The 18805-nt window shown below is 51.9% G+C and carries 15 protein-coding genes and 4 pseudogenes; 10 read left to right on the top strand and 9 right to left on the bottom strand.

All coding sequences use genetic code 11. From position 1 onward, the window contains the following. The first annotated feature begins 245 nt into the window (after positions 1–245). Positions 246–920: a heavy metal response regulator transcription factor gene (locus tag WM94_RS21895; protein ID WP_042132657.1), complete on the top strand. Its 675-nt coding sequence runs from the start codon at positions 246–248 to the stop codon at positions 918–920. Between the two features lie 237 nt (positions 921–1157). On the opposite strand, the pseudogene WM94_RS31210 reads toward WM94_RS21895, so the two are convergent. Beyond that, positions 1158–1700: pseudogene (locus WM94_RS31210) on the bottom strand (hypothetical protein). A 467-nt stretch (positions 1701–2167) separates the two neighbouring features. Here WM94_RS31210 and istB point away from each other — a divergent pair. The 3 genes and pseudogenes from istB to WM94_RS21875 form a co-directional block, all read left to right on the top strand. Further along, positions 2168–2677: pseudogene (istB, locus tag WM94_RS29515) on the top strand (IS21-like element ISPre4 family helper ATPase IstB); the annotation flags it as partial. 657 nt (positions 2678–3334) lie between these two features. Further along, a complete protein-coding gene (locus tag WM94_RS21880; RefSeq protein WP_028700053.1) occupies positions 3335–3670 on the top strand; it encodes a DUF2790 domain-containing protein in 336 nt (111 codons plus the stop codon). 216 nt (positions 3671–3886) lie between these two features. After that, positions 3887–5212, top strand: a complete 1326-nt coding sequence (locus tag WM94_RS21875) for an OprD family porin (RefSeq protein WP_004576072.1) — start codon at positions 3887–3889, stop codon at positions 5210–5212. Positions 5213–5613: 401 nt separating this feature from the next. On the opposite strand, the gene WM94_RS21870 is transcribed toward WM94_RS21875, so the two are convergent. The 8 genes and pseudogenes from WM94_RS21870 to WM94_RS21840 form a co-directional block, all read right to left on the bottom strand. Then, positions 5614–6075 (bottom strand): DUF411 domain-containing protein, encoded by a 462-nt coding sequence (locus tag WM94_RS21870; protein ID WP_004576073.1) that lies wholly within the window; start codon positions 6073–6075, stop codon positions 5614–5616. A gap of 106 nt (positions 6076–6181) precedes the next feature. Next, positions 6182–7222, bottom strand: coding sequence for a copper resistance protein B (locus WM94_RS21865; RefSeq protein ID WP_028700055.1), 1041 nt, complete (start codon positions 7220–7222; stop codon positions 6182–6184). Beyond that, positions 7194–7442 carry a hypothetical protein gene (locus WM94_RS30240; protein ID WP_156485995.1) on the bottom strand — a complete coding sequence of 83 codons (249 nt, stop codon included), beginning with the start codon at positions 7440–7442 and terminating at the stop codon, positions 7194–7196. The genes WM94_RS21865 and WM94_RS30240 overlap by 29 nt, the downstream gene beginning before the upstream one ends. Positions 7443–7454: 12 nt before the next feature. Beyond that, positions 7455–9374, bottom strand: coding sequence for a copper resistance system multicopper oxidase (locus tag WM94_RS21860; RefSeq protein WP_028700056.1), 1920 nt, complete (start codon positions 9372–9374; stop codon positions 7455–7457). A gap of 213 nt (positions 9375–9587) precedes the next feature. After that, the gene (locus tag WM94_RS21855; protein ID WP_004576076.1) at positions 9588–9794 is read right to left on the bottom strand and encodes a co-regulatory protein PtrA N-terminal domain-containing protein; all 207 of its coding nucleotides are present in this window, start codon (positions 9792–9794) and stop codon (positions 9588–9590) included. A 333-nt stretch (positions 9795–10127) separates the two neighbouring features. Further along, positions 10128–10450, bottom strand: a pseudogene (locus tag WM94_RS21850) (transposase); the annotation flags it as partial. A gap of 136 nt (positions 10451–10586) precedes the next feature. After that, the gene (locus tag WM94_RS21845; RefSeq protein ID WP_061552106.1) at positions 10587–11123 is read right to left on the bottom strand and encodes a plastocyanin/azurin family copper-binding protein; all 537 of its coding nucleotides are present in this window, start codon (positions 11121–11123) and stop codon (positions 10587–10589) included. Positions 11124–11288: 165 nt separating this feature from the next. Continuing rightward, the gene (locus WM94_RS21840) at positions 11289–11642 is read right to left on the bottom strand and encodes a co-regulatory protein PtrA N-terminal domain-containing protein (protein WP_004574071.1); all 354 of its coding nucleotides are present in this window, start codon (positions 11640–11642) and stop codon (positions 11289–11291) included. A gap of 205 nt (positions 11643–11847) precedes the next feature. Here WM94_RS21840 and WM94_RS21835 point away from each other — a divergent pair, with 205 nt between their 5' ends. From WM94_RS21835 to WM94_RS21810, 6 genes and pseudogenes are all read left to right on the top strand, one after another. Next, positions 11848–12537: a heavy metal response regulator transcription factor gene (locus tag WM94_RS21835; RefSeq protein ID WP_004574069.1), complete on the top strand. Its 690-nt coding sequence runs from the start codon at positions 11848–11850 to the stop codon at positions 12535–12537. A gap of 5 nt (positions 12538–12542) precedes the next feature. Then, complete coding sequence (locus WM94_RS21830) at positions 12543–13922, top strand: heavy metal sensor histidine kinase (RefSeq protein WP_004574067.1); 1380 nt, start codon at positions 12543–12545, stop codon at positions 13920–13922. A gap of 313 nt (positions 13923–14235) precedes the next feature. Then, positions 14236–14619 carry a copper homeostasis periplasmic binding protein CopC gene (gene copC, locus WM94_RS29510; protein WP_004574065.1) on the top strand — a complete coding sequence of 128 codons (384 nt, stop codon included), beginning with the start codon at positions 14236–14238 and terminating at the stop codon, positions 14617–14619. Positions 14620–14622: 3 nt separating this feature from the next. Continuing rightward, entirely contained in the window at positions 14623–15561 is a 939-nt protein-coding gene (copD, locus tag WM94_RS21825; RefSeq protein WP_004574063.1) for a copper homeostasis membrane protein CopD, read from the top strand. 767 nt (positions 15562–16328) lie between these two features. Next, positions 16329–17582 (top strand): TolC family protein, encoded by a 1254-nt coding sequence (locus WM94_RS21815; RefSeq protein WP_004574060.1) that lies wholly within the window; start codon positions 16329–16331, stop codon positions 17580–17582. Beyond that, positions 17579–18679, top strand: a pseudogene (locus WM94_RS21810) (efflux RND transporter periplasmic adaptor subunit); the annotation flags it as partial. The gene WM94_RS21815 and the pseudogene WM94_RS21810, both read left to right, overlap by 4 nt. Positions 18680–18805 lie beyond the last annotated feature (126 nt).

Raw genomic sequence — 18805 nt, 5'->3', positions numbered from 1 at the left:
AACACGGAGAACCGGTCGAAAAAGCTCTCCGTACATGATTTTTCGGTCACTTTTCGTCCAATGACGCTGTAGGTGCCTGGAAAATTGCAACTTGCCGCGGCTGCACGACAAGTTGATCGGAGCATCCCTAGAAATTACAAATCCGTCATTTGAGCCCCGGCACGCTCATTTTGATTTACCATCCCTTTCAATAATGCCGGCGCGCGTGCGCGGTTAATTGCTCAGTGATATCGAGACAAAATCCCATGCGAATTCTGGTAATTGAGGATGAAGTAAAAACTGCGGAGTATGTGCGTCAAGGTCTGACGGAGTGTGGCTATGTCGTAGATTGCGTCCACACCGGCTCAGATGGATTATTCTTGGCCAAGCAGCACGAATACGAGCTGATTATTCTCGATATAAACCTCCCAGAGATGGATGGTTGGCAGGTTCTTGAGTTATTGCGCCGCAAAAATTGCCCTTCCCGCATCATGATGCTGACGGCGAGAAGCCGGCTGGCGGATAAGGTCCGAGGGCTAGAGAACGGCGCAGATGACTACCTGATCAAACCATTCGAATTCCCTGAGCTGCTGGCCCGGGTTCGCGCTTTGATGCGCAGGTCAGATCACCCCGCATCAGCAGAGGTTATTCGCGTGGCTGACCTGGAGCTTGATCAGAGCCGGCACAGAGCCTTCAGGGATGGCCAGCGCATTGATTTGACTACGAAAGAATTCGCATTATTGCATTATCTGATGCGTAATAGTGGCGTAGTACTGAGCCGTACACAGATTATCTCGCAGGTTTGGGATATGAACTTTGACTGTGATACAAACGTTGTAGAGGTGTCGATTCGAAGACTCAGAGCCAAGATAGATGACCCTTTCGAGACCAAGCTGATACATACGCTTCGGGGCGTAGGGTATGTGCTTGAAAAGCGATAATTGCCAAGCTCTCTAGGTACCGAAAATCGGCTGTATACTCCCGTCGCATGCGCGCTTGGGGTTTCTGTTTGCGATCCGCAGTACTGATTCCTCACCCAACAAATGAGGTAGGCAATCAAGCACGCGGATGCTCGCCTTCTTCATAAAGTCGAAGGCGAGCCTGGCCATTAACGGCTACGTATGCATGGGTAAGAGTTCAGCAGATCGAGCGTCTACTGAGCGCCAGAGGCGGAATAGTCACAGCCTAGTGGTTGAACGCGGTACTGCTGGTGTACGCAGAGCTGGACTCATTGTTTTTTGAATGGCGCATTGCAGCACATAGAAATATAAAATCCCGGAAGAAAATACGATTGCGGACAGGGAAACCATTTCTGAATCTAAAACCCCAGAAATCATATACTGCTTAAACGTGACAGATCACAGGATGATTCCAGTGCAGTACATGACCCCTGTGAACTGGTTTCCCAAAAAACTCAGGATACCGCTGAAAGCATTATTCGCACTCAGTAGAACTGCTTTCAGAATTGTCCACCCAAGAAGTGGCAGAAAAGCCTTAATAATGAAGGCGAATAACATTGATTATGCGAATAGTTTTATCGGCGTTTCTGCCCACGGCTTGATGGTGCCGTCTATTTCAACGCCGGTATACAAGATCGCATTCAGAACAAGTGCCATGACGGTGCATATGCCGAGGCGTATCATTTCCCGCTTTAGTAGGGCCATCATTATCACGGCGTGAATCTTGCCTCCGATGAATCGGTTTAGTCCTTGGGTCGACATTTCTCTTCCTATGCTTTCGAGGATGACACTGTTGTAACGTTGTAAGAAGGTCACTCTTTTACCCGAAGAGAGCTGACGCTTCAACGGTTGTGGATTGCGCAGGGGGCTCATGTCCTTCCCTTACTGGGTAGCTTGCTGAGTAATCCTCATCTACCTGCGTGGCAAAGATGCATCCACCCCGTCGCCGTCAGAGCTCGGGAGGACTGGCTGCTGTCAGTAACTCATCAAGTGACGGAACCTTAGCGTTAGCACTCAGGACGAGTGTCCTGGATCGGAGTATTGATACATCATAGAAAGATTCGCACTCGACTCTTCCATTCACTTCTCTCCAGTGGGTGACTTCTGGTATCAGCTCGTTAGGCACCGGATGTAGTGCCATAGGGTTATGGAAGACCTCCACTTCAGCAGACCACGGCTCGTAGCCATACTGCGGCCAGAGCTGACCGTAATCGCTGGACGCTACATCCAACAAGGCGCTGATCCTGCAACTGGGCAGCGGCCAGTGGCTGCGCGACGGCCTGAACCTGATCATCGGCGGCCCAACCGGCGTAGGCAAAACCTGGCTCGCCTGCGCGCTGGCCCACAAGGCCTGCCGCGACGGCTACAGCGTGCGCTATCTGCGCCTGCCGCGCTTGATGGAAGAGCTGGGCCTAGCCCACGGCGATGGGCGCTTCGCGAAACTGATGGCGGGTTATGCCAAGACCGACTTGCTGATCCTGGACGACTGGGGCCTGGCGCCGTTTACCGCCGCACAACGGCGCGACATGCTCGAACTGCTGGACGACCGCTACGGCAACCGCTCGACGCTGGTGACCAGCCAGATGCCGGTAGACAAGTGGCACGCACTGATCGGCGATCCGACCTTGGGCGACGCGATCCTCGATCGGCTGGTGCACAACGCTTACCGGATCGAACTGAAGGGCGAATCGATGCGCAGGCGCGCAACGAAATTGACGACGACAGGGACTTCAGACTAACAATGCAAACCTGCGTCGCTGCGCTCCGACTGCCTGTCCAAGTGGACGTGGATTAGGTGTCCAAGTGAGCGTGGAACGAGTGTCCAAATGATCGTGGGCTGAGTGTCCAAGTGTCGTGGAATCCGCAATTTGTTTTGGATGGTCCTCGCAAACCTTTCTGCAGCCGCTCCAAAGAAGCGCTCATGTCGGTCAGCTGGTGGGGGGCTACTCAGCTTTTGTGAGATGTGGGTAGGGTCTTCTCAGCTTTTTTGTGAAAAACCCCCCTTCACTTCACAAAAAAATGGCCAAGCTTCCCATTTCACGAGGCCTGGCCTATCACCTATTTTGTGAACCTACAGCTCGATACCGATACCTCGGAAGGCTGGCCTCCCACTTCCAGGCGTGCCAGGTTCGATCACAATGAACAGCGAAGGCAACACGAACAATACGCCGGCAATCACTCCCCAGCTGCTGTTTCACCAGCGCCTTGGCAGGCCTGGTAGTCCACGTAGCGTGTTTAAAAGCAACTGCAGGTTTCGCAAAGCCCCCAAACCCGCTATCTACATGACCTCAGAATCTCTTGAGATTCCTGACGAACAAGTAATCTCCATGGCAGCTTTCTGAAAGGTGTATAACGCTACCCTATAGCTAGGAATGAGTAAGCTTTTGGAGAAAATCATGAATGTAATTAAGGCATTTGCCGTTTTTTCAGTTTTGAGTGCCATCTCATCTTTAGCAGTTGCAGAGGGTGGAGGAGATCGTGTATATGGCCGAATGATTCAGGAAAACCAAAGGGCCATGGAGCAGTACGCTGTAAGAAATGGCAAGGCCGCTCCTGAAGTCGTTCACTATAAGTACGGCATGGATCTTGATATCAAAAAAATTGTTAGCGTCACACAAGCCAATAAGAACTGTAGCGTCGCTCCCTCTCGCATGACTTATGAAGACTCAAGCGGCAAGCTCAATACAGTAGAGTATCGGGTTATGGGTAGCGATTGCCCGCACGGAGGCTAGCCCGTAAAAGCACAACTGACTCTTTGTTATTTTAGCCCTACGAGGAAAGCTTTCATTATACTGACATAAAAGTAATTTTCAGGTCACTCCGGGGTTATGCTTCATGCGAAATCATGGCTGCCGACACGTTAGCACTTGCTGCGTGCCTGTGATTTCTATAATGACAAGAAAGCAATTCACATTGAAGCTCTGCCAAGCTGAAGCCTGGAGTGTTAAATGAATAATAAAAGTATTTATGGCCTTTCTTTGATTGCCCTTGGAATGAGCATCGGGCAAGTCGCAGTGGCGGCGGAGCAAAAACCGGATGGATTTATCGAGGGGAGCTCTATCAATGTGCTCAACCGAAACTTCTATATCAATCGAGATTATCGTAAGGGGCATTCCAGCCCTACCGGAAACGGCTATGCCGAAGAATGGGCTCACGCCATAATTGGGCGATTCGAGTCAGGGTTCACTCAAGGCACCGTAGGTTTAGGTGTCGACTTGTTTGCAATGCAGGGAATCAAGCTAGACTCTGGTGATGGGCGCTCCGGAGCTCGTAGTTCGATAGATGTAATGCCCTATAATAGCAAAGGCCAGCCAGAAGATACCTACTCGAAAGTAGGCGGGGCCGCAAAGGCTAGTTTTCTGGATACAATTGTCAGGGTCGGCGATGTGTTCCCGTCTACACCTGTTGTTGCATACGGAGACTCTCGATTGCTACCGGAAAGCTTTCGAGGTATAACGTTTACAAATACCAGCATCAAAGACCTCAGCCTTCAGGGTGGGCGTCTACATGCTATGAGCCAACCCAACTCCAGTAGTATGCGTGACGGCTTCGCAACCTTCTATGCCGGGGCAGTTGATGCGCCTTGGATTGCCTACTTGGGCGGTGATTACACTGTCAACGAGCATCTCGGCGTAAGCCTTTACACTAGCCAATTCAAAGATGTCTGGAACCAGTACTACGCGGGCACCACTTTGAGCTATCCGCTCTCGGAAAACATGACGCTGATAGGTGGGTTGAATTACTACCGGGCTGTCGATGAGGGGAAAAAGCTACTGGGTAGTTTCGATAACAATATCTGGAGTGGTAAGGCCGGAATCAAGTTTGGCGCTCACACAGTGAGCGTTGGATATCAACGGAACAATGGTAATGATGATTTTGATTACTTACGTCAGTCAGACTCCATTTTTCTGGATAACTCCATCCAGTACAGCGACTTTAACTCCCCTAAAGAGCAATCGCTGCAGCTACGTTATGACTTGGACATGCAAGCTTTCGGCATACCTGGCCTGAGCTTCATGACTCGCTACGCTAAGGGCTGGGATGCGGACTATTCGAATGCAAACAGTATCTATATGCGAAGGGGCGAAGATGGTGATCCTCTGCGAGATCAAAAGCGCTGGGAGCGAGACATTGAAGCGAAGTACGTCGTTCAATCAGGTTCTTTGAAGGACATGTCATTCCGTGTTCGCCAGGCAACGACTCGGGCAACAGACTTCGAGTCAGATTTGAATGAGGTCCGTCTAATCATCGAATATCCATTGCAGCTGCTATAGTAGCCATCGGTTACCGATCTTCGGCGTTTGTTTTTCAAGTACACCCGTCCCCTTGTTACTCCTTTAGTTTGGAGACGGTTTAGGCGCCCTTAAGGCGCCTTTTTTATCCGGCTTAAGAATCAGCTAGCAATTGCTTGCCATTTACAATCGACATAGCACGTTGCGACTAGAATACTGAGCAATTTAGCTGGCGATTCATATCGAGAAAATGACACTGATTACAAATAGCATAGACATACGAGCTGAAAGATGTGTTGAGTTTTTTCTGAGCCTAGAGCATTATGAATGCGCCCTAACTAAAAGAAATCTGCTCATTAAGCATCACAGGAATTTGAATTTAACGTGCTGATGAAATACGAGCGCCCTACGCCATGGCTTTACGAGGGCGCAGCTCACAATATTCAAATAGCTGGGTAGTCCATAATCACCTCATCGATTCCTGTCTTGGTCAAACCAATAATCTGATAGGCGTCTCGCTTCCCACCAACTTCCATCCCAGGAGAACCTGCCGGCATGCCCGGCGCTGCAATCCCCATTAGATCATCGCGATTGCTGATCGTGAAAATCTGCTCGACTGGCACATGGCCCTCAACAAACTTCCCATTAATGACTGCGGTATGGCACGACGAAAGCCTGGGGGGAACGCCAAACTTCTGCTTAGTCGAACTCATATCCATTTCGACATGATCGACTACGGTAAGTCCGCTGTCTTTCAAGTATTGAACCCATTTTTTGCAGCAACCGCAGTTTGCATCACGATAAACATCAATTTTCATGGGGTCTGTAGCATACGCTGCGGTGCCAATAAACAAGGCTGCAAATGTCGCAATGCCTAAGGTTCGCAGTTTTACTCTGTTTTGCATGATCAGCTCTCTTACCGTAAAGGGGCTTCGTGGTTCTGCGAACTCTTTACGAAGCCTCACTTTTGAACCAAGTATTAAGTAGATTGGAACAAGCTATATCTTTGGCTCAAAACCACATTCTAACACCAACTACAAATCTAGCTTCATTGGTATTTTCTCCTTCATCACTGGCCAAATCGGCAGTCTTCCCGTAAGAACGATTCCAGGAGATGCCAATATAGGGGGCGAATTCACGGATAAGTTCGTAGCGCAATCGTAGGCCTACTTCGGTGTTAGCTAACCCGGAACCAATACCGCGCTGTGGGTCGTTCTTCCCATAGAGGTTCGCTTCAAACGTTGGTTGCAAGATTAGGCGGTTGGTGAGCAGAATGTCATAATCACCTTCAAACCGAGCCGCGGTTTGGCCATTTTCGCCGATGAAAGCTGTTGCTTCGGCTTCAAAGTTATAGAGAGCCATACCCTGAATACCCAGGGCTCCCCAGGTCTGCGGCGAGCCAGGTTTGAAATCTTGGCGAACGCCAGTGACGACATCCCACCACGGACTGATCGCATGCCCCCAGAGCGCCTGGAGTTCAGCACTTTCTGTTACGCCATTGGTGCGCTCGCCTTCGGAGCGCAGCCATAAACGATCAATATCACCACCAACCCACCCCTTGGCATCCCAAGCCAAAGCGCTTCCATTGTCCGCATCCTGATACTCAAGCTTATCAAGCAAAATAAACGAGTTTAAGCTCTTATCGTGAACGCCATGCCCGGCCACCGGTGGAAAGGCTGCGGCGCGATCAGTATCGGTAAGCACCGGGATAGGGGTTCGACTGGTCGTGGCAGCCCCTCCGCCCATACTCTCCATCCCGTCCATTTGTCCGTCGCCCATGTTCATCATGCTGTGATCCATGGTGCCCATTGAACCGTGATCCATCTTGGAGTGATCCATAGGACTGTCTTTAGATTTGGTTGGCTCAATCTGTGACATTGTCGATGGATTTGAGTCCTTAGCTGATGGCATTGCCTTCGAATGCTCCATTTCTTCGGCCGCATGTGCAATGCCCAAGAATGCAGGACTGACAGAAACAGCCAGCGCCACAAGGGTCGGCCGTAAAAATTTGTTGGTCATGATCTCAATCTGCCCTTTTGATTTTTGGGTCATGATCCACCGACTCATGGCTCATTTTCCTGTGATCCATAGAACCGTGAACAGGTTCATATCCGCTTGTTTTGGTTCCCGGCTCGCTGGTTGCGACCGCACTTGCCGTAAGAATGCTATCGCCAATCACCTCTGCCGCCAGTACCACAGACGAAACAGCACCCAACAAGCCGATGGCTAAGGCGTAACTCACCAAGGATTTACGATTCGGGTATTTGCTCACAGATCGTCTCCTTTACTCATCGACCCGAACTTCACGGAACATGCCCATTTCCATATGGAAAAGCAGGTGGCAGTGGTAAGCCCAGCGTCCTAGGGCATCGGCCGTGACGCGATAGCTGCGTTTGGTTCCTGGTGGCATATCGATCGTGTGCTTGCGCACCATAAACTGACCGTTCTCATCCTCCAAGTCACTCCACATACCGTGGAGGTGGATGGGGTGGGTCATCATAGTGTCATTCACCAGTGTGATACGAAGGCGCTCACCGTACTTGAGGCGAAGCGGCTCGGCATCAGAGAATTTGATACCGTTAAAAGACCACGAAAACTTCTCCATGTGGCCGGTCAAATGCAACTCGATGGTGCGATTAGGCTCGCGACCATCAGGATCTTGGAACGTACTCCGCAAGTCAGAATAAGTAAGCACACGACGACCATTATTCCGCAACCCGATTCCAGGATCGTTTAACTTCGGTGCTGGAGTCATGGCTTGCATATCAACCAATGGGTTGTTGGTTTCTGACGATGGGTGACTCTGCATCTCCGCCCCCATGCCAGCCATTCCTGGCATGCCACTATGGTCCATCCCAGCCATCTTGCTGTGATCCATGCCGGCCATCGTGGGCATGTCAGCTTTGTCCATGCCTGCCATCTTGCTATGGTCCATACCGGCCATGTTAGGCATGTCGCCACCGCCCATGCCGGTCATATCGCTTGAGGACATACCCGTCATCTTGCTGTGATCCATGCCGGCCATACCAGACATGCCATCACCTCCCATGCCAGCCATGCCCCCATGGTCCATGCCTGCCATACCGCCCATCCCCATGTCATCCATAGTGATGATAGGTCGTGGGTCAATTGCTGGAATTGATGACTTCAGTCCTTCGCGTACGGCCAAAGTCCCGCGGGCATAGCCGGTTCGGTCCATGGATTGAGCGAAAATTGTGTAAGCTTCCTCAGTGGCTGGCTCCACAATTACGTCATAAGTTTCTGCCACTGCTATGCGGAATTCATCGACGCTGACTGGCTTGACATACTGACCATCGGCAGCCACTACCGTCATTTTCAGGCCTGGGATGCGAACATCGAAATAGCTCATGGCAGAGCCGTTGATGAAGCGCAATCGCAGCTTCTCTCCTGGCTTGAAAATACCAGTCCAGTTGCTATTAGGAGCCTGGCCATTCATAAGGTAAGTGTATGTATCTGCGCTGACATCACCGAGGTCAGTTGGGCTCATGTTCATTTCAGCCCACATCTTCCTATCAGCTATTGTCGCGGCCCAGCCTTTGTCGCTGACGTCGTTGATGAAGTCACCAACGGTACGTTTATGGTGATTGTAGTAGCCGGACTGCTTCTTGAGCTTGGCCATTACACGACTAGGGGCTTCATCCGTCCAGTCAGTTAGCATCACCACATAATCGCGGTCGTACTTGAAAGGCTCTGGCTCTTTCGAGTCGATTACGATTGGTCCGTAAACACCCGCTTGCTCCTGCAGGCCTGAGTGGCTGTGGTACCAGTACGTCCCGTTCTGGTGAACCTTAAATTTGTACTCGTACATGCCATCAGGAGCAATACCGTGAAAACTCAGTCCCGGCACCCCATCCATATTGGCCGGCAGGATGATTCCATGCCAATGGATAGAGGTGTCTTCATCGAGACGGTTTTTCACACGCAGCGTAACGGTCTCCCCTTCACGCCAGCGAAGCAGCGGCCCCGGCAATGTGCCATTAATGGTCATTGCGGTACGTGCTGAGCCAGTGATGTTTACAGGGGTTTCACCAATAAACAGATCAAACTCGTTGCCAGTTAGCACGCTTGGAAAGCCCGGGCTTGCCACGGCCCAAACTGGGGTGCGCCACAAACCCAGACCGCCAAGAATGCCACCTGCGGCTAAGCCTTTCACGAATGTCCGCCTAGAGGTTTTGGAGTTCATGCAGTTTTCGTCCAATCAGTCAAAAGGGAAGCTGTGCGAAACAACGTGTATTACTCATACAGGTTGAAAGCACTCTCGTGGGCGCTGATGCTTGGCCCAGATGAGCTTCGCTGGCCGTCACTCAGGAATTGACACGGCCAGCGAGCTCAAACGGTGCCACAATTGAACCATCACAGGGATTACATTTCTGTCAGCTTTCGAGTGCACGAGTCATCAGCACTTGGCATGCTCGACCGACTTGTCTTTGCTTTCGACAGCAGGAGATTGTGTGCCTTGCTTCTGAGCAACTTGATACGATTCCATTGAGTCCTTCCTTGCCGCTTCCATGCGTGCGAACGTACGATCACCACCTCCCTCAGCCATAGCCAGAGAGGACAGGGTCAGGGCGCCAATGACAAGCAAAGCTTTGATGGATTTCATTTTGGGGATCCTCAGATGAGTTTTTGCCGCCCCACTGAATCCATTCCAGACCATGATTCTTGGGGGTGATGTAACTGTAGGACTGCGCCCCTGTCAGAAACCTTAGGAGAGGATTACGTTTTTGTCAGGGATCGAAATGAGCCTAGGGAAACCAAAGCAATTTGAACCGCGCGCGCTACGAGCAACGTCGCGACGTCACTGGGCAGATTTTCGCAGGCGTCATGAGGCTCAAAACCATAGCTTTGCCCTGGTTCTTGTGCGCTACGGCTGCTTCACCTTCGCATACACCTGTGCCTTGGCCTGGTGTCCAGGAACCTGCCGCGAACTGATACCTTTCAAAAGGTCTCGGAAATTCATGATCGTGATGTCTTCAGGAATCGGCGCGCTGAGCGTGAGTCGAGCCAGCCGGCCCATCAAGGTGATCTCGTGCAACGCTTCTTCCATCGCCGGAGCTCTCAGCGAAAAGCCGTTCTGCAGCAAGTGAATCCGCGGCATCGATTCCAATGAGTAAGACTTACGACCTCCGACCTTTGGATAATGCGGCTCGACCAACGCCACCAGTTCGATCCGCGGCACGATCGGCTCTATCTCAGCAAGCAAACGCTCATGAAGCGTTTGCTTGCGTGCTCTAAATCCGAAAAGCTCAGTTGCCTCATGGACAAGGCTTACTGTGGAAGCTGAACGGAGGGCGATTTCCGTGCGGTTCGGACGGTTTGCGCTGACCTGATCGGAGAATCCCTACGGGAACTCCAGAGTCAGAGTGATTGTGATCATGACGACTTAAGGGCACCACTATTTCACTTCAAATTTACCTACCATTCCCGACTGATAGTGACCTGGTACATTGCAGGCAAACTCTAGTCCTGTGCTTTTGTTAAACGTCCAGATCAACTCCTGGGTTGTGCGCGGCTCGATCAGAACACTGTTGGGATCGTTATGCTCCATCCCAACCATCTTCATGCCTCCCATAGTGTGTTCCATAGTGCTCATATCCTGACCTACGCCAGTAGAGCTTAGCGTGCCATTCTGAAACATGGCCGCCATCTCAGCCTGATGTGCGGCGTGGGAATCCGCTTTACCGATGTTGAACTCATGCAGAAGAGAACCTTCGTTGCGTAAAATAAAGCGGATCGTTTCCCCCGGTTTTACATCAATAGCTTTAGCATCAAAAAACACATCGCCCATTTTTACTTCAACCGTGCGGGTAACTTGAGACTTCGTCCCAGGTTGACCAATGTCCTCCTTTCCATGACCTTCACTGGCCATAGCCGCAGCGCCGAAAGACAGAGTTGCTGCTGCGATGAGTGGAATAGCAAGCTTAGCGTTCATGGTGACCTCGAGCGAGAGCAGAGTGGTACCTGGCGATTGTACAGCTAGTAAGCTGCCATTTTCATGACATGAAGAATACATTCTTGTCAGCTACCCAAACGAAAAAAACATTGTGGTAAAGCTGCATCGAAGCTTTGCTTTGAAAAACACATTGAATATATGGGCTTATTGATGATTTTCTGACATCATCAATTTGTGTTCACGCTGCATTTGATTCAGGACATCATCGACTATCTTGTCATGCTTCTCCATCCAGGCCAGGTGCTCTTGAGGCGACATAGAGGCAGCGGGGTGATCTTTGTGGAGCTGTTCCATAAGCTCACCGAGCATTTTCATGTGTTCGCTCATATGTATATGACGCTGCCCCTCTGGGGCTTTTTCAGCTTGCTGCAGGGTGGCTTCCGCCCTGGCGCGCATACTTTCCATTCGTTGCATCACTCGATCACCGCCACTTTCAGCCAGCGTCGAGGCCGAGATGAGGATTGAAGATACAAAAAGCAAAGTTCTTATGGGGTTCATGACGGGAACTCCTGATAGATTTTATTGAGCGGCATCAATGGGTTATATGAAGAACCAATTCGAGCACTCGACAGCGCTACTCGCTGAACCCTAGACAGAGCTAGCTGACATTTACCTGAATCCAGCATTACTTTTCTGTCAGCTACTGGTTAGCTGACATTTTTCGTTGCAGACTCCCAGTCATAACTATTTGAGAGCCGTGCCCATGAGACTTCTGGTTGCCGAAGACGAGCCCAAAATAGGTACCTATCTGCAGCAGGGCCTGACTGAGGCGGGGTTCAATGTTGACCGTTTTACCAATGGCAAGGTAGCCCTTCAGTACGCCCTGAGCGAGGCATATGACTTACTGATTCTTGATGTCATGATGCCAGGCATGGACGGTTGGGAGGTGTTGCAGAAGGTACGCGCATCCGGAAAGGACGTTCCCGTACTATTTCTGACAGCACGAGATCGCGTTGAAGATCGCGTGAAAGGGCTTGAGCTCGGAGCCGATGACTACCTGATTAAACCCTTTGCATTCTCCGAATTACTAGCTCGTGTTCGAACCTTATTACGCCGAGGCTGCAGCGCTCCGTCCCAGACGCACATGAAACTGGCAGATCTTGAGGTCGACCTACTCAAGCGCAGGGCTATTCGCAGTGGGAAACGTATAGACCTTACCGCAAAAGAGTTTGCCCTACTTGAGCTGCTATTGCGCCGTCGCGGTGAGGTGCTTCCCAAATCGCTGATTGCCTCCCAAGTCTGGGACATGAATTTTGACAGTGACAGTAACGTGATAGAGGTTGCGGTAAGGAGACTGCGGGCAAAAATTGATGATGATTTTGAAGTCAAGCTGATTCATACCTCGCGAGGTATGGGCTACATGCTCGACGCACCAGACTCGGAGTCAGAATGAAGCGGATGTCTTTGACCACTCGTATGAGCCTGATGTTTATGCTTGCCGTAACAGCTGTGCTCACCGTTGCCGGCCTGAGTTTCAGCAATCTAAGTCGACATCATTTCAAGATGCTGGATCAACAAGCGTTGAACGAAAAGCTCATCTCTTCGCAGAAGATTCTCACAGGGATGAGCAGCATCAATCAATTTTCTGAATTCAAGCCTGAACTTGAGGCTTTACTTGGGGCCCATCGGGACCTAACTGCTCTGATAATTGATGGCGATGGAAAGTTACTATTTGCTGACCCAGGCCCGGTGAATGTCCCGGAAAAATTCCGGACGCGTATAAACAAAGATCTCTGGGAGTGGAGTGACCAGAGACAGATGTACCGAGGTATGACGTCCCAAATATCCATAGTGGGGCAGGATAAACCACTTACAGTTATCTTGGTTGACGATGTCACTCAACATATGGCTTTCTTTGAAACGCTTGAACGATGGTTTTTGATAGGGTTAGTGATCTGCGCTTTAGTAAGTGCCGCGCTCGGCTGGATGGTCGCCAGCAACGGCCTGCGTCCCATTCGCCAGGTAACAGAAGTCGCTACCTCTATGTCAGCAAAATCCCTTAAAGAACGTATTCCCTTAACGCCTGTACCCAAAGAACTTCAACAAATGGTGCTATCGTTCAACGCGATGTTATCCCGACTGGATGACGCTTTTGTTCGATTGTCAAACTTTTCCGCCGATATCGCTCATGAGTTGCGAACCCCAGTGAGCAATCTGATGACTCATACTGAAGTGGTTCTTTCTAGGAAACGAAATATCGAGGACTATGAGGACACGCTATACTCCAACCTTGATGAATTTAAGCGTATGGGGCGAATGATAGATGATATGCTTTTTCTGGCAAAGTCCGACAATGGCTTGATTACGCACGAGATCAAGTCTATAAATCTTCTGGAGATTGTGGAGAAACTCATTGAGTACTACCGCCTACTCGCTGAGGATCGAGGCATCAGTCTTGCAGTATCTGGAAAAGGTTGTGCAACGGGGGATGTGCTAATGCTACATAGAGCCCTCTCAAATCTACTTTCCAATGCGCTGCGCTACACCCCTGAGGGACAATCAATCACTATTGATGTTCAACAAAAAGAGTTGTCTACTGTGATTGTCGTAGAAAACCCTGGGACCACAATTGCACCTCAACATTTGGAGAGGTTGTTTGATCGATTTTATCGTGTGGATCCAGCTCGTAGAGAAGGAAGCCCAAGCAATGCGGGGCTAGGTCTGTCAATCACTCGATCTATCGTCGAGGCGCACGATGGGAAAATATGGTGTACATCTACTGATGGGAAAACGGCGTTCCATATCGAGCTCCCTAGTATTCAGCTGCCAACAGCTTGAGTGAGACTCCCTGAATGGAAGCGCCAGGTGATGGAAGCGCTAGGTCAGGCTGCGAATGGTGTATTAAGAGGCAATATGCCGGCCAGACACCCAGCCGAAGCTGACGGAAATGTAATCGAACAGTTTGCGTTCATGTGGCATCTTAGAGTTGCACTGTGGCATTGGAATCTTCGTGAAGGGTTCTTATCCGCTCCGAACCTCGACACAGGGCTTACGGACGGTTCATCAGTGTTTTAACAAGAATCGAAAAGTAGAGAACAGAAACTGTACAAACAAAATCCTAACCAACAGCTCTTGCTGTGAGGAGTCTTGCATGTCATTCATCAAAACCACTACCGTAGCAGCTGCGTTGACTGCGGGTTTGCTTCTGAGTGCTGTTGCTCAAGCGCACCCAAAGCTTCTGTCTTCCAGTCCAGTAGATGGCGCGGATACAGCTGCACCGTCAAAAATTGAGATGCACTTTTCAGAAAACCTGGCAACTCAGTTTTCCGGTGCAAAGCTCATAATGACGGACATGCCAGGTATGCCAAACTCGCCAATGGGCGTGAAGGCTGCTGTATCCGGCGGTGCCGACCCTAAGACGATGGTAATTACCCCGGCTACGCCGCTGACTACTGGCACTTATAAAGTTGAGTGGCGGGCAGTGTCTTCCGACACCCATCCGATCACTGGTAATTTTTCTTTCAAAGTGAAATAAGCAATGAGCGACTCAATTAATATTGTGGTTCGTTTCGCCCTTTATTTCGACCTAATGCTGTTGTTCGGCTTGGCAATCTTCGGGCTGTATAGTCTCAGGGGAAAGGAAAGGTTATCGGGCACAGTCTTAAACTTTGAGTCGCTTTTGTATACTGCTTCTGTATTGGGGGTAGTACTATCACTTGTTGCCATGTGCGTTCTTGCTAAAGCGATGAGCGGTGTTTCAGGATTCATGGAACTGCATCACCATATTTTTCAAATGGTCATCATGGGTACTGATGTTGGGTTGACATGGATGGTCCGCATTGCGGCTCTGGTGATGGCCATCATAGGTGTCACATTGAACAGGAGGCTTCCGACAGTCAGCCTCTGGGTTGTTACCGCCTCTGCTGCTGTCGCGCTAGCAACTCTGGCGTGGACAGGTCACGGAGCTATGGATGAGGGTAGCCGTCGCTCTTGGCACTTTATCAGCGATATACTCCATCTTCTCGCTGCAGGTGGATGGCTGGGTGCACTGGCAGCATTTGCATTGCTGCTGCGACTGAAATCACTGAAAGGTGAACAAGAGGCCAGGATTCTTGCTCGTGTATTGACGGGTTTTGAATCTGCCGGCGCAGTGATTGTCGTGACAATCAGCATTACCGGTGTAGTAAACTACCTGTTCATCGTTGGCCCGAACCTCGATGAAATCATGCTCAGCACATATGGCCAACTGCTTTTTTTGAAAGTACTCCTATTTTCTGGAATGATCGTGTTAGCCTTCCTCAATCGTTTCCATTTGAGTCCGCTTTTAGCGCGCTCAATAGAAACTGGAGACTATTCTGTTGCGATCAACGCTTTGCGTCGAAGCATGATAGTCGAGTTTTCGACCGCTGTAATTATTCTCTGTCTCGTTGCATGGCTAGGTACTTTAAGCCCGGAAATGGAAATGAATTCGATGTAGATACCACTGTGTTGTAGTGCTCATGGGTTTACTTAAAGATCGCCTAGGGGCCGTGATGAGATCTTCCATTGTTCCAGAGCACACCAACAAAATCTTCGAACGCTTCTATCAGGGCGACCGGTAAGACAGGAAGGAGGGCCCTTCAACACCGGACTTAGTCTTGCGATAAACCGTTCAATCGTCGAAGCTCACAACGGACGGATGTGGTGTGCGTCGTAGAACGGTGAGACGGTAATCTCACATTGCTTTCTCACCAGGAAGCGGCCGATGAATGATCGTGCCCTCCATCAATGCCGGGCTGATCGATTTAATCTACACTCGACCACTATGATCAGGTTTGTACGACTACTCACTATCCTTCTGCTGGTTCTCTCGCTTCCCCTCAACGGGATGGCGGGAGTCGACTCACCCGTTGAGCCCTGCCCGATGCAGGCTATGGGCATGGAAATGATGGCGGCCATGGATCACGACTGTTGTCAGGACCAGGACCAAGGGACGTCTTCCCAGCACGCCTCAAAAGCCTGCAAAGTCGGCCAAGAATGTAGAACCGCGAGCACACTCCAAGTCAGCTTGCTCGAACCCCAGCAGACCTTCTCTACTACGTCCCCTGCGGATGGTTATGCCGTAAGCCTGGTAACTCGAGCGCCGCCAGATCACTGGCGTCCTCCGCGCGCCTGATTCCTTCGTAAACCTCACACCCGTTGTTCTGCCTTGGCGGCCGAATGATGGCATGCGCCTGTGCGCTGGTTTTTCGAGGAATCATGGTCATGACTCCCCTACGTTTCACTTCAGGACGGATACTTCCGGCTGCCCTCATAGTCCTGCTACCGATGCTATCGGCACAGGCGGCTTCGCTTTCTCTGGATGATGCGCTGCAACTGGCTGAGCACAACGCACCTTCGCTTCAGGCGCGTCAAGAGCAGGTGTCGGCGGCGCGTCACTCAGTCGTGCCAGCGGGTGAACTACCCGATCCGCGGCTTAACCTCGGGATACAGAATCTACCGATCGAGGGCAGCGATCGCTGGAGCACCAACCGAGACTTCATGACCATGCAAGTGGTCGGGCTTTCTCAAGAGGTCCCCAACCGCGACAAGCGCAAAGCACGGGTCGAGACAGCACGGGCCACAGTCGAACGCGCTGATGCCGAAGCTGTCTTCGAGCGTTTGAAGGTGCGCGCGGCGACGGCGCAGGCTTGGGTGGCCGCCTACACAGTGCAACGCAAGCTGCAACAGTTCGATGAGTTCTATAAGGAAAACCGCCTGCTGGCTTCCGCCGTGAGGGCTCGTCTGGCCGGCGGGGGCGGTTCATCGGCCGATGCGCTTGCGCCGAGCCAGGAAGTAGCACAGCTGGATGAACAAAAGGACCTGCTAATGAGCCAGGCGGCCCAGGCAAGAGCGGCACTCAAGCGCTGGGTCGGACAGGAAGTGAATGCACAAGCTCCGGCTTTTCCGCAGTGGCCAGTGAAAGCGCCGGAATACCTGCACGCCCTGCACGCGCATCCCGAACTGGCGGCCTACGGCGCCAAGACCCGTGAAGCCGAAGCACAGGTTCATCAGGCGGTCGCCGAGAAAAAGTCGGATTGGGGCTGGCAATTGGATTACCAACGTCGTGGTCCGGACTTTAGCAACATGGTCAGCGTACAAGTCAGTTTCCAGTTGCCGCTGTTCACAGGTTCTCGCCAAGACCCAACGATCGCTGCGCGGCAAGCTGAGGTGCGCCAGCTGGAAGACGAGCAAGAGGCTGCGCTGCGTGAACATACCGAGCGGTTGGAGACAGATCTGGCGGAATACCAGCGCCTGCAACGGGCAGTGACCCGTAGCCGAGAGACCCTATTGCCTCTTGCCGAGGACCGGGTTCGCATAGCACTGGCGGACTACCGGGCGGGAAAGTCGACATTAAGTGAGGTGCTTGCGGCACGACGCCAGCGGGTCGAGGCCCGGCTACAGGATATCGACCTGCAAGGGCAATTAGCCGCGACAGCGGCGCGCTTGCACTTTGCATATGGAGAGGTTCGGGCATGAAACCTATGTCTATAGGATTGATCGCAGCGCTAGCACTGGCCATAGGCGGTGGTGCGGGCTACTGGCTGGCTCAACAGGCCCAAAGTGGACCAACGCCGACACTAGAACAACGCAAAGCGTTGTACTGGTATGACCCGATGTACCCTCAACAGCACTTCTCTGAACCTGGTAAGTCACCTTTCATGGACATGCCATTGGTCGCCAAATATGCCGATGGCACACAGGATCAAGCAGCGCCTGCGGTACAGATCACCACGGGTATACAGCAGAACCTCGGCGTGCGGCTCGCGACAGTGGGCCAAGGCCGCCTCGAACGCACGCTGCAGGTTAGTGGTGTGCTGGCCTTCGACGAGCGAGATTTCAGTGTGCTGCAAGCACGGACCGCAGGATTCGTCGAACACACCTATGGCCGAGCCACGGGGGATGTCGTGGCCAAGGGGGCACCGCTGGCCGATGTCTTGACCCCTGAATGGGCAGGATTGCAGGAGGAGTATCTGGCACTGCGGCGCTTGGGCGATGGCGAACTGCAGGCCGCAGCCCGTCAACGCCTATTGCTGGCCGGAATGCCTGCCGAGCTCATCGAGCGGGTCGCGCGCATTGGCAAGGTACAGAACCTTGTCACGCTACTAGCACCAAGCGCCGGGGTGATCCAAACGCTGGACCTGCGTCCGGGCATGAGCTTGGCGCCAGGGGCTACCCTGGCGCGGATCAATGGTGTGGCCAACGTCTGGCTCGAAGCCGCAGTGCCGGAGGCGCAGGCCCAGGGCCTGCACGAGGGGCAGGCAGTGCAGGCGCATTTACCCGCCTATCCAGGTGAAGCCGTGCCAGGCAAGCTGACCGCTTTGCTTGCAGACGCCAACCCGCAAAGCCGTACTTTGCGCCTGCGTATCGAACTACCCAATCGCGACGGCCGGCTGCGACCGGGGATGTCCGCCCAGGTCACCCTGCATCCAGCCGGGCAAACCGATACCGCACTGCTAGTGCCCGCCGAAGCAGTCATCCGCACCGGCAGACGTGATCTGGTGATGCTGGCCGAAAACCAAGGTCGTTTCCGCCCAGTGGAAGTGGTGCTGGGTCAGGAGAGCGGCGGCCAAGTTGAATCGCCCCTGGTTTCGTAGACACCTCCAAGCCTCATAATGAGGCCCAAATAGGAGGTGCCATGAGTCGTCAGCGTTACCCCGAAGAATTCAAGATCGAAGCGGTCAAGCAAGTGACCGAGAAAG

The sequence above is a fragment of the Pseudomonas sp. ABFPK genome, from assembly GCF_001586765.1.
In the GTDB taxonomy this organism is placed as follows: Bacteria; Pseudomonadota; Gammaproteobacteria; order Pseudomonadales; family Pseudomonadaceae; genus Aquipseudomonas; species Aquipseudomonas asiatica.
This window is presented reverse-complemented; position numbering and strand designations above follow the sequence as displayed.

Excerpts from the sequence above, each read along its gene's own strand:
- WM94_RS21895 (WP_042132657.1), top strand. The coding sequence starts at position 246 with ATGCGAATTCTGGTAATTGAGGATGAAGTAAAAACTGCGGAGTATGTG.
- WM94_RS21835 (WP_004574069.1), top strand. The coding sequence starts at position 11,848 with ATGAGACTTCTGGTTGCCGAAGACGAGCCCAAAATAGGTACCTATCTG.
- WM94_RS21815 (WP_004574060.1), top strand. The coding sequence starts at position 16,329 with ATGACTCCCCTACGTTTCACTTCAGGACGGATACTTCCGGCTGCCCTC.
- WM94_RS21830 (WP_004574067.1), top strand. The coding sequence starts at position 12,543 with ATGTCTTTGACCACTCGTATGAGCCTGATGTTTATGCTTGCCGTAACA.
- WM94_RS21840 (WP_004574071.1), bottom strand. The coding sequence starts at position 11,642 with ATGAACCCCATAAGAACTTTGCTTTTTGTATCTTCAATCCTCATCTCG.
- copC (WP_004574065.1), top strand. The coding sequence starts at position 14,236 with ATGTCATTCATCAAAACCACTACCGTAGCAGCTGCGTTGACTGCGGGT.
- WM94_RS21860 (WP_028700056.1), bottom strand. The coding sequence starts at position 9,374 with ATGAACTCCAAAACCTCTAGGCGGACATTCGTGAAAGGCTTAGCCGCA.
- WM94_RS21875 (WP_004576072.1), top strand. The coding sequence starts at position 3,887 with ATGAATAATAAAAGTATTTATGGCCTTTCTTTGATTGCCCTTGGAATG.
- WM94_RS21845 (WP_061552106.1), bottom strand. The coding sequence starts at position 11,123 with ATGAACGCTAAGCTTGCTATTCCACTCATCGCAGCAGCAACTCTGTCT.
- WM94_RS21865 (WP_028700055.1), bottom strand. The coding sequence starts at position 7,222 with ATGACCCAAAAATCAAAAGGGCAGATTGAGATCATGACCAACAAATTT.
- WM94_RS21880 (WP_028700053.1), top strand. The coding sequence starts at position 3,335 with ATGAATGTAATTAAGGCATTTGCCGTTTTTTCAGTTTTGAGTGCCATC.
- WM94_RS21870 (WP_004576073.1), bottom strand. The coding sequence starts at position 6,075 with ATGCAAAACAGAGTAAAACTGCGAACCTTAGGCATTGCGACATTTGCA.
- copD (WP_004574063.1), top strand. The coding sequence starts at position 14,623 with ATGAGCGACTCAATTAATATTGTGGTTCGTTTCGCCCTTTATTTCGAC.
- WM94_RS21855 (WP_004576076.1), bottom strand. The coding sequence starts at position 9,794 with ATGAAATCCATCAAAGCTTTGCTTGTCATTGGCGCCCTGACCCTGTCC.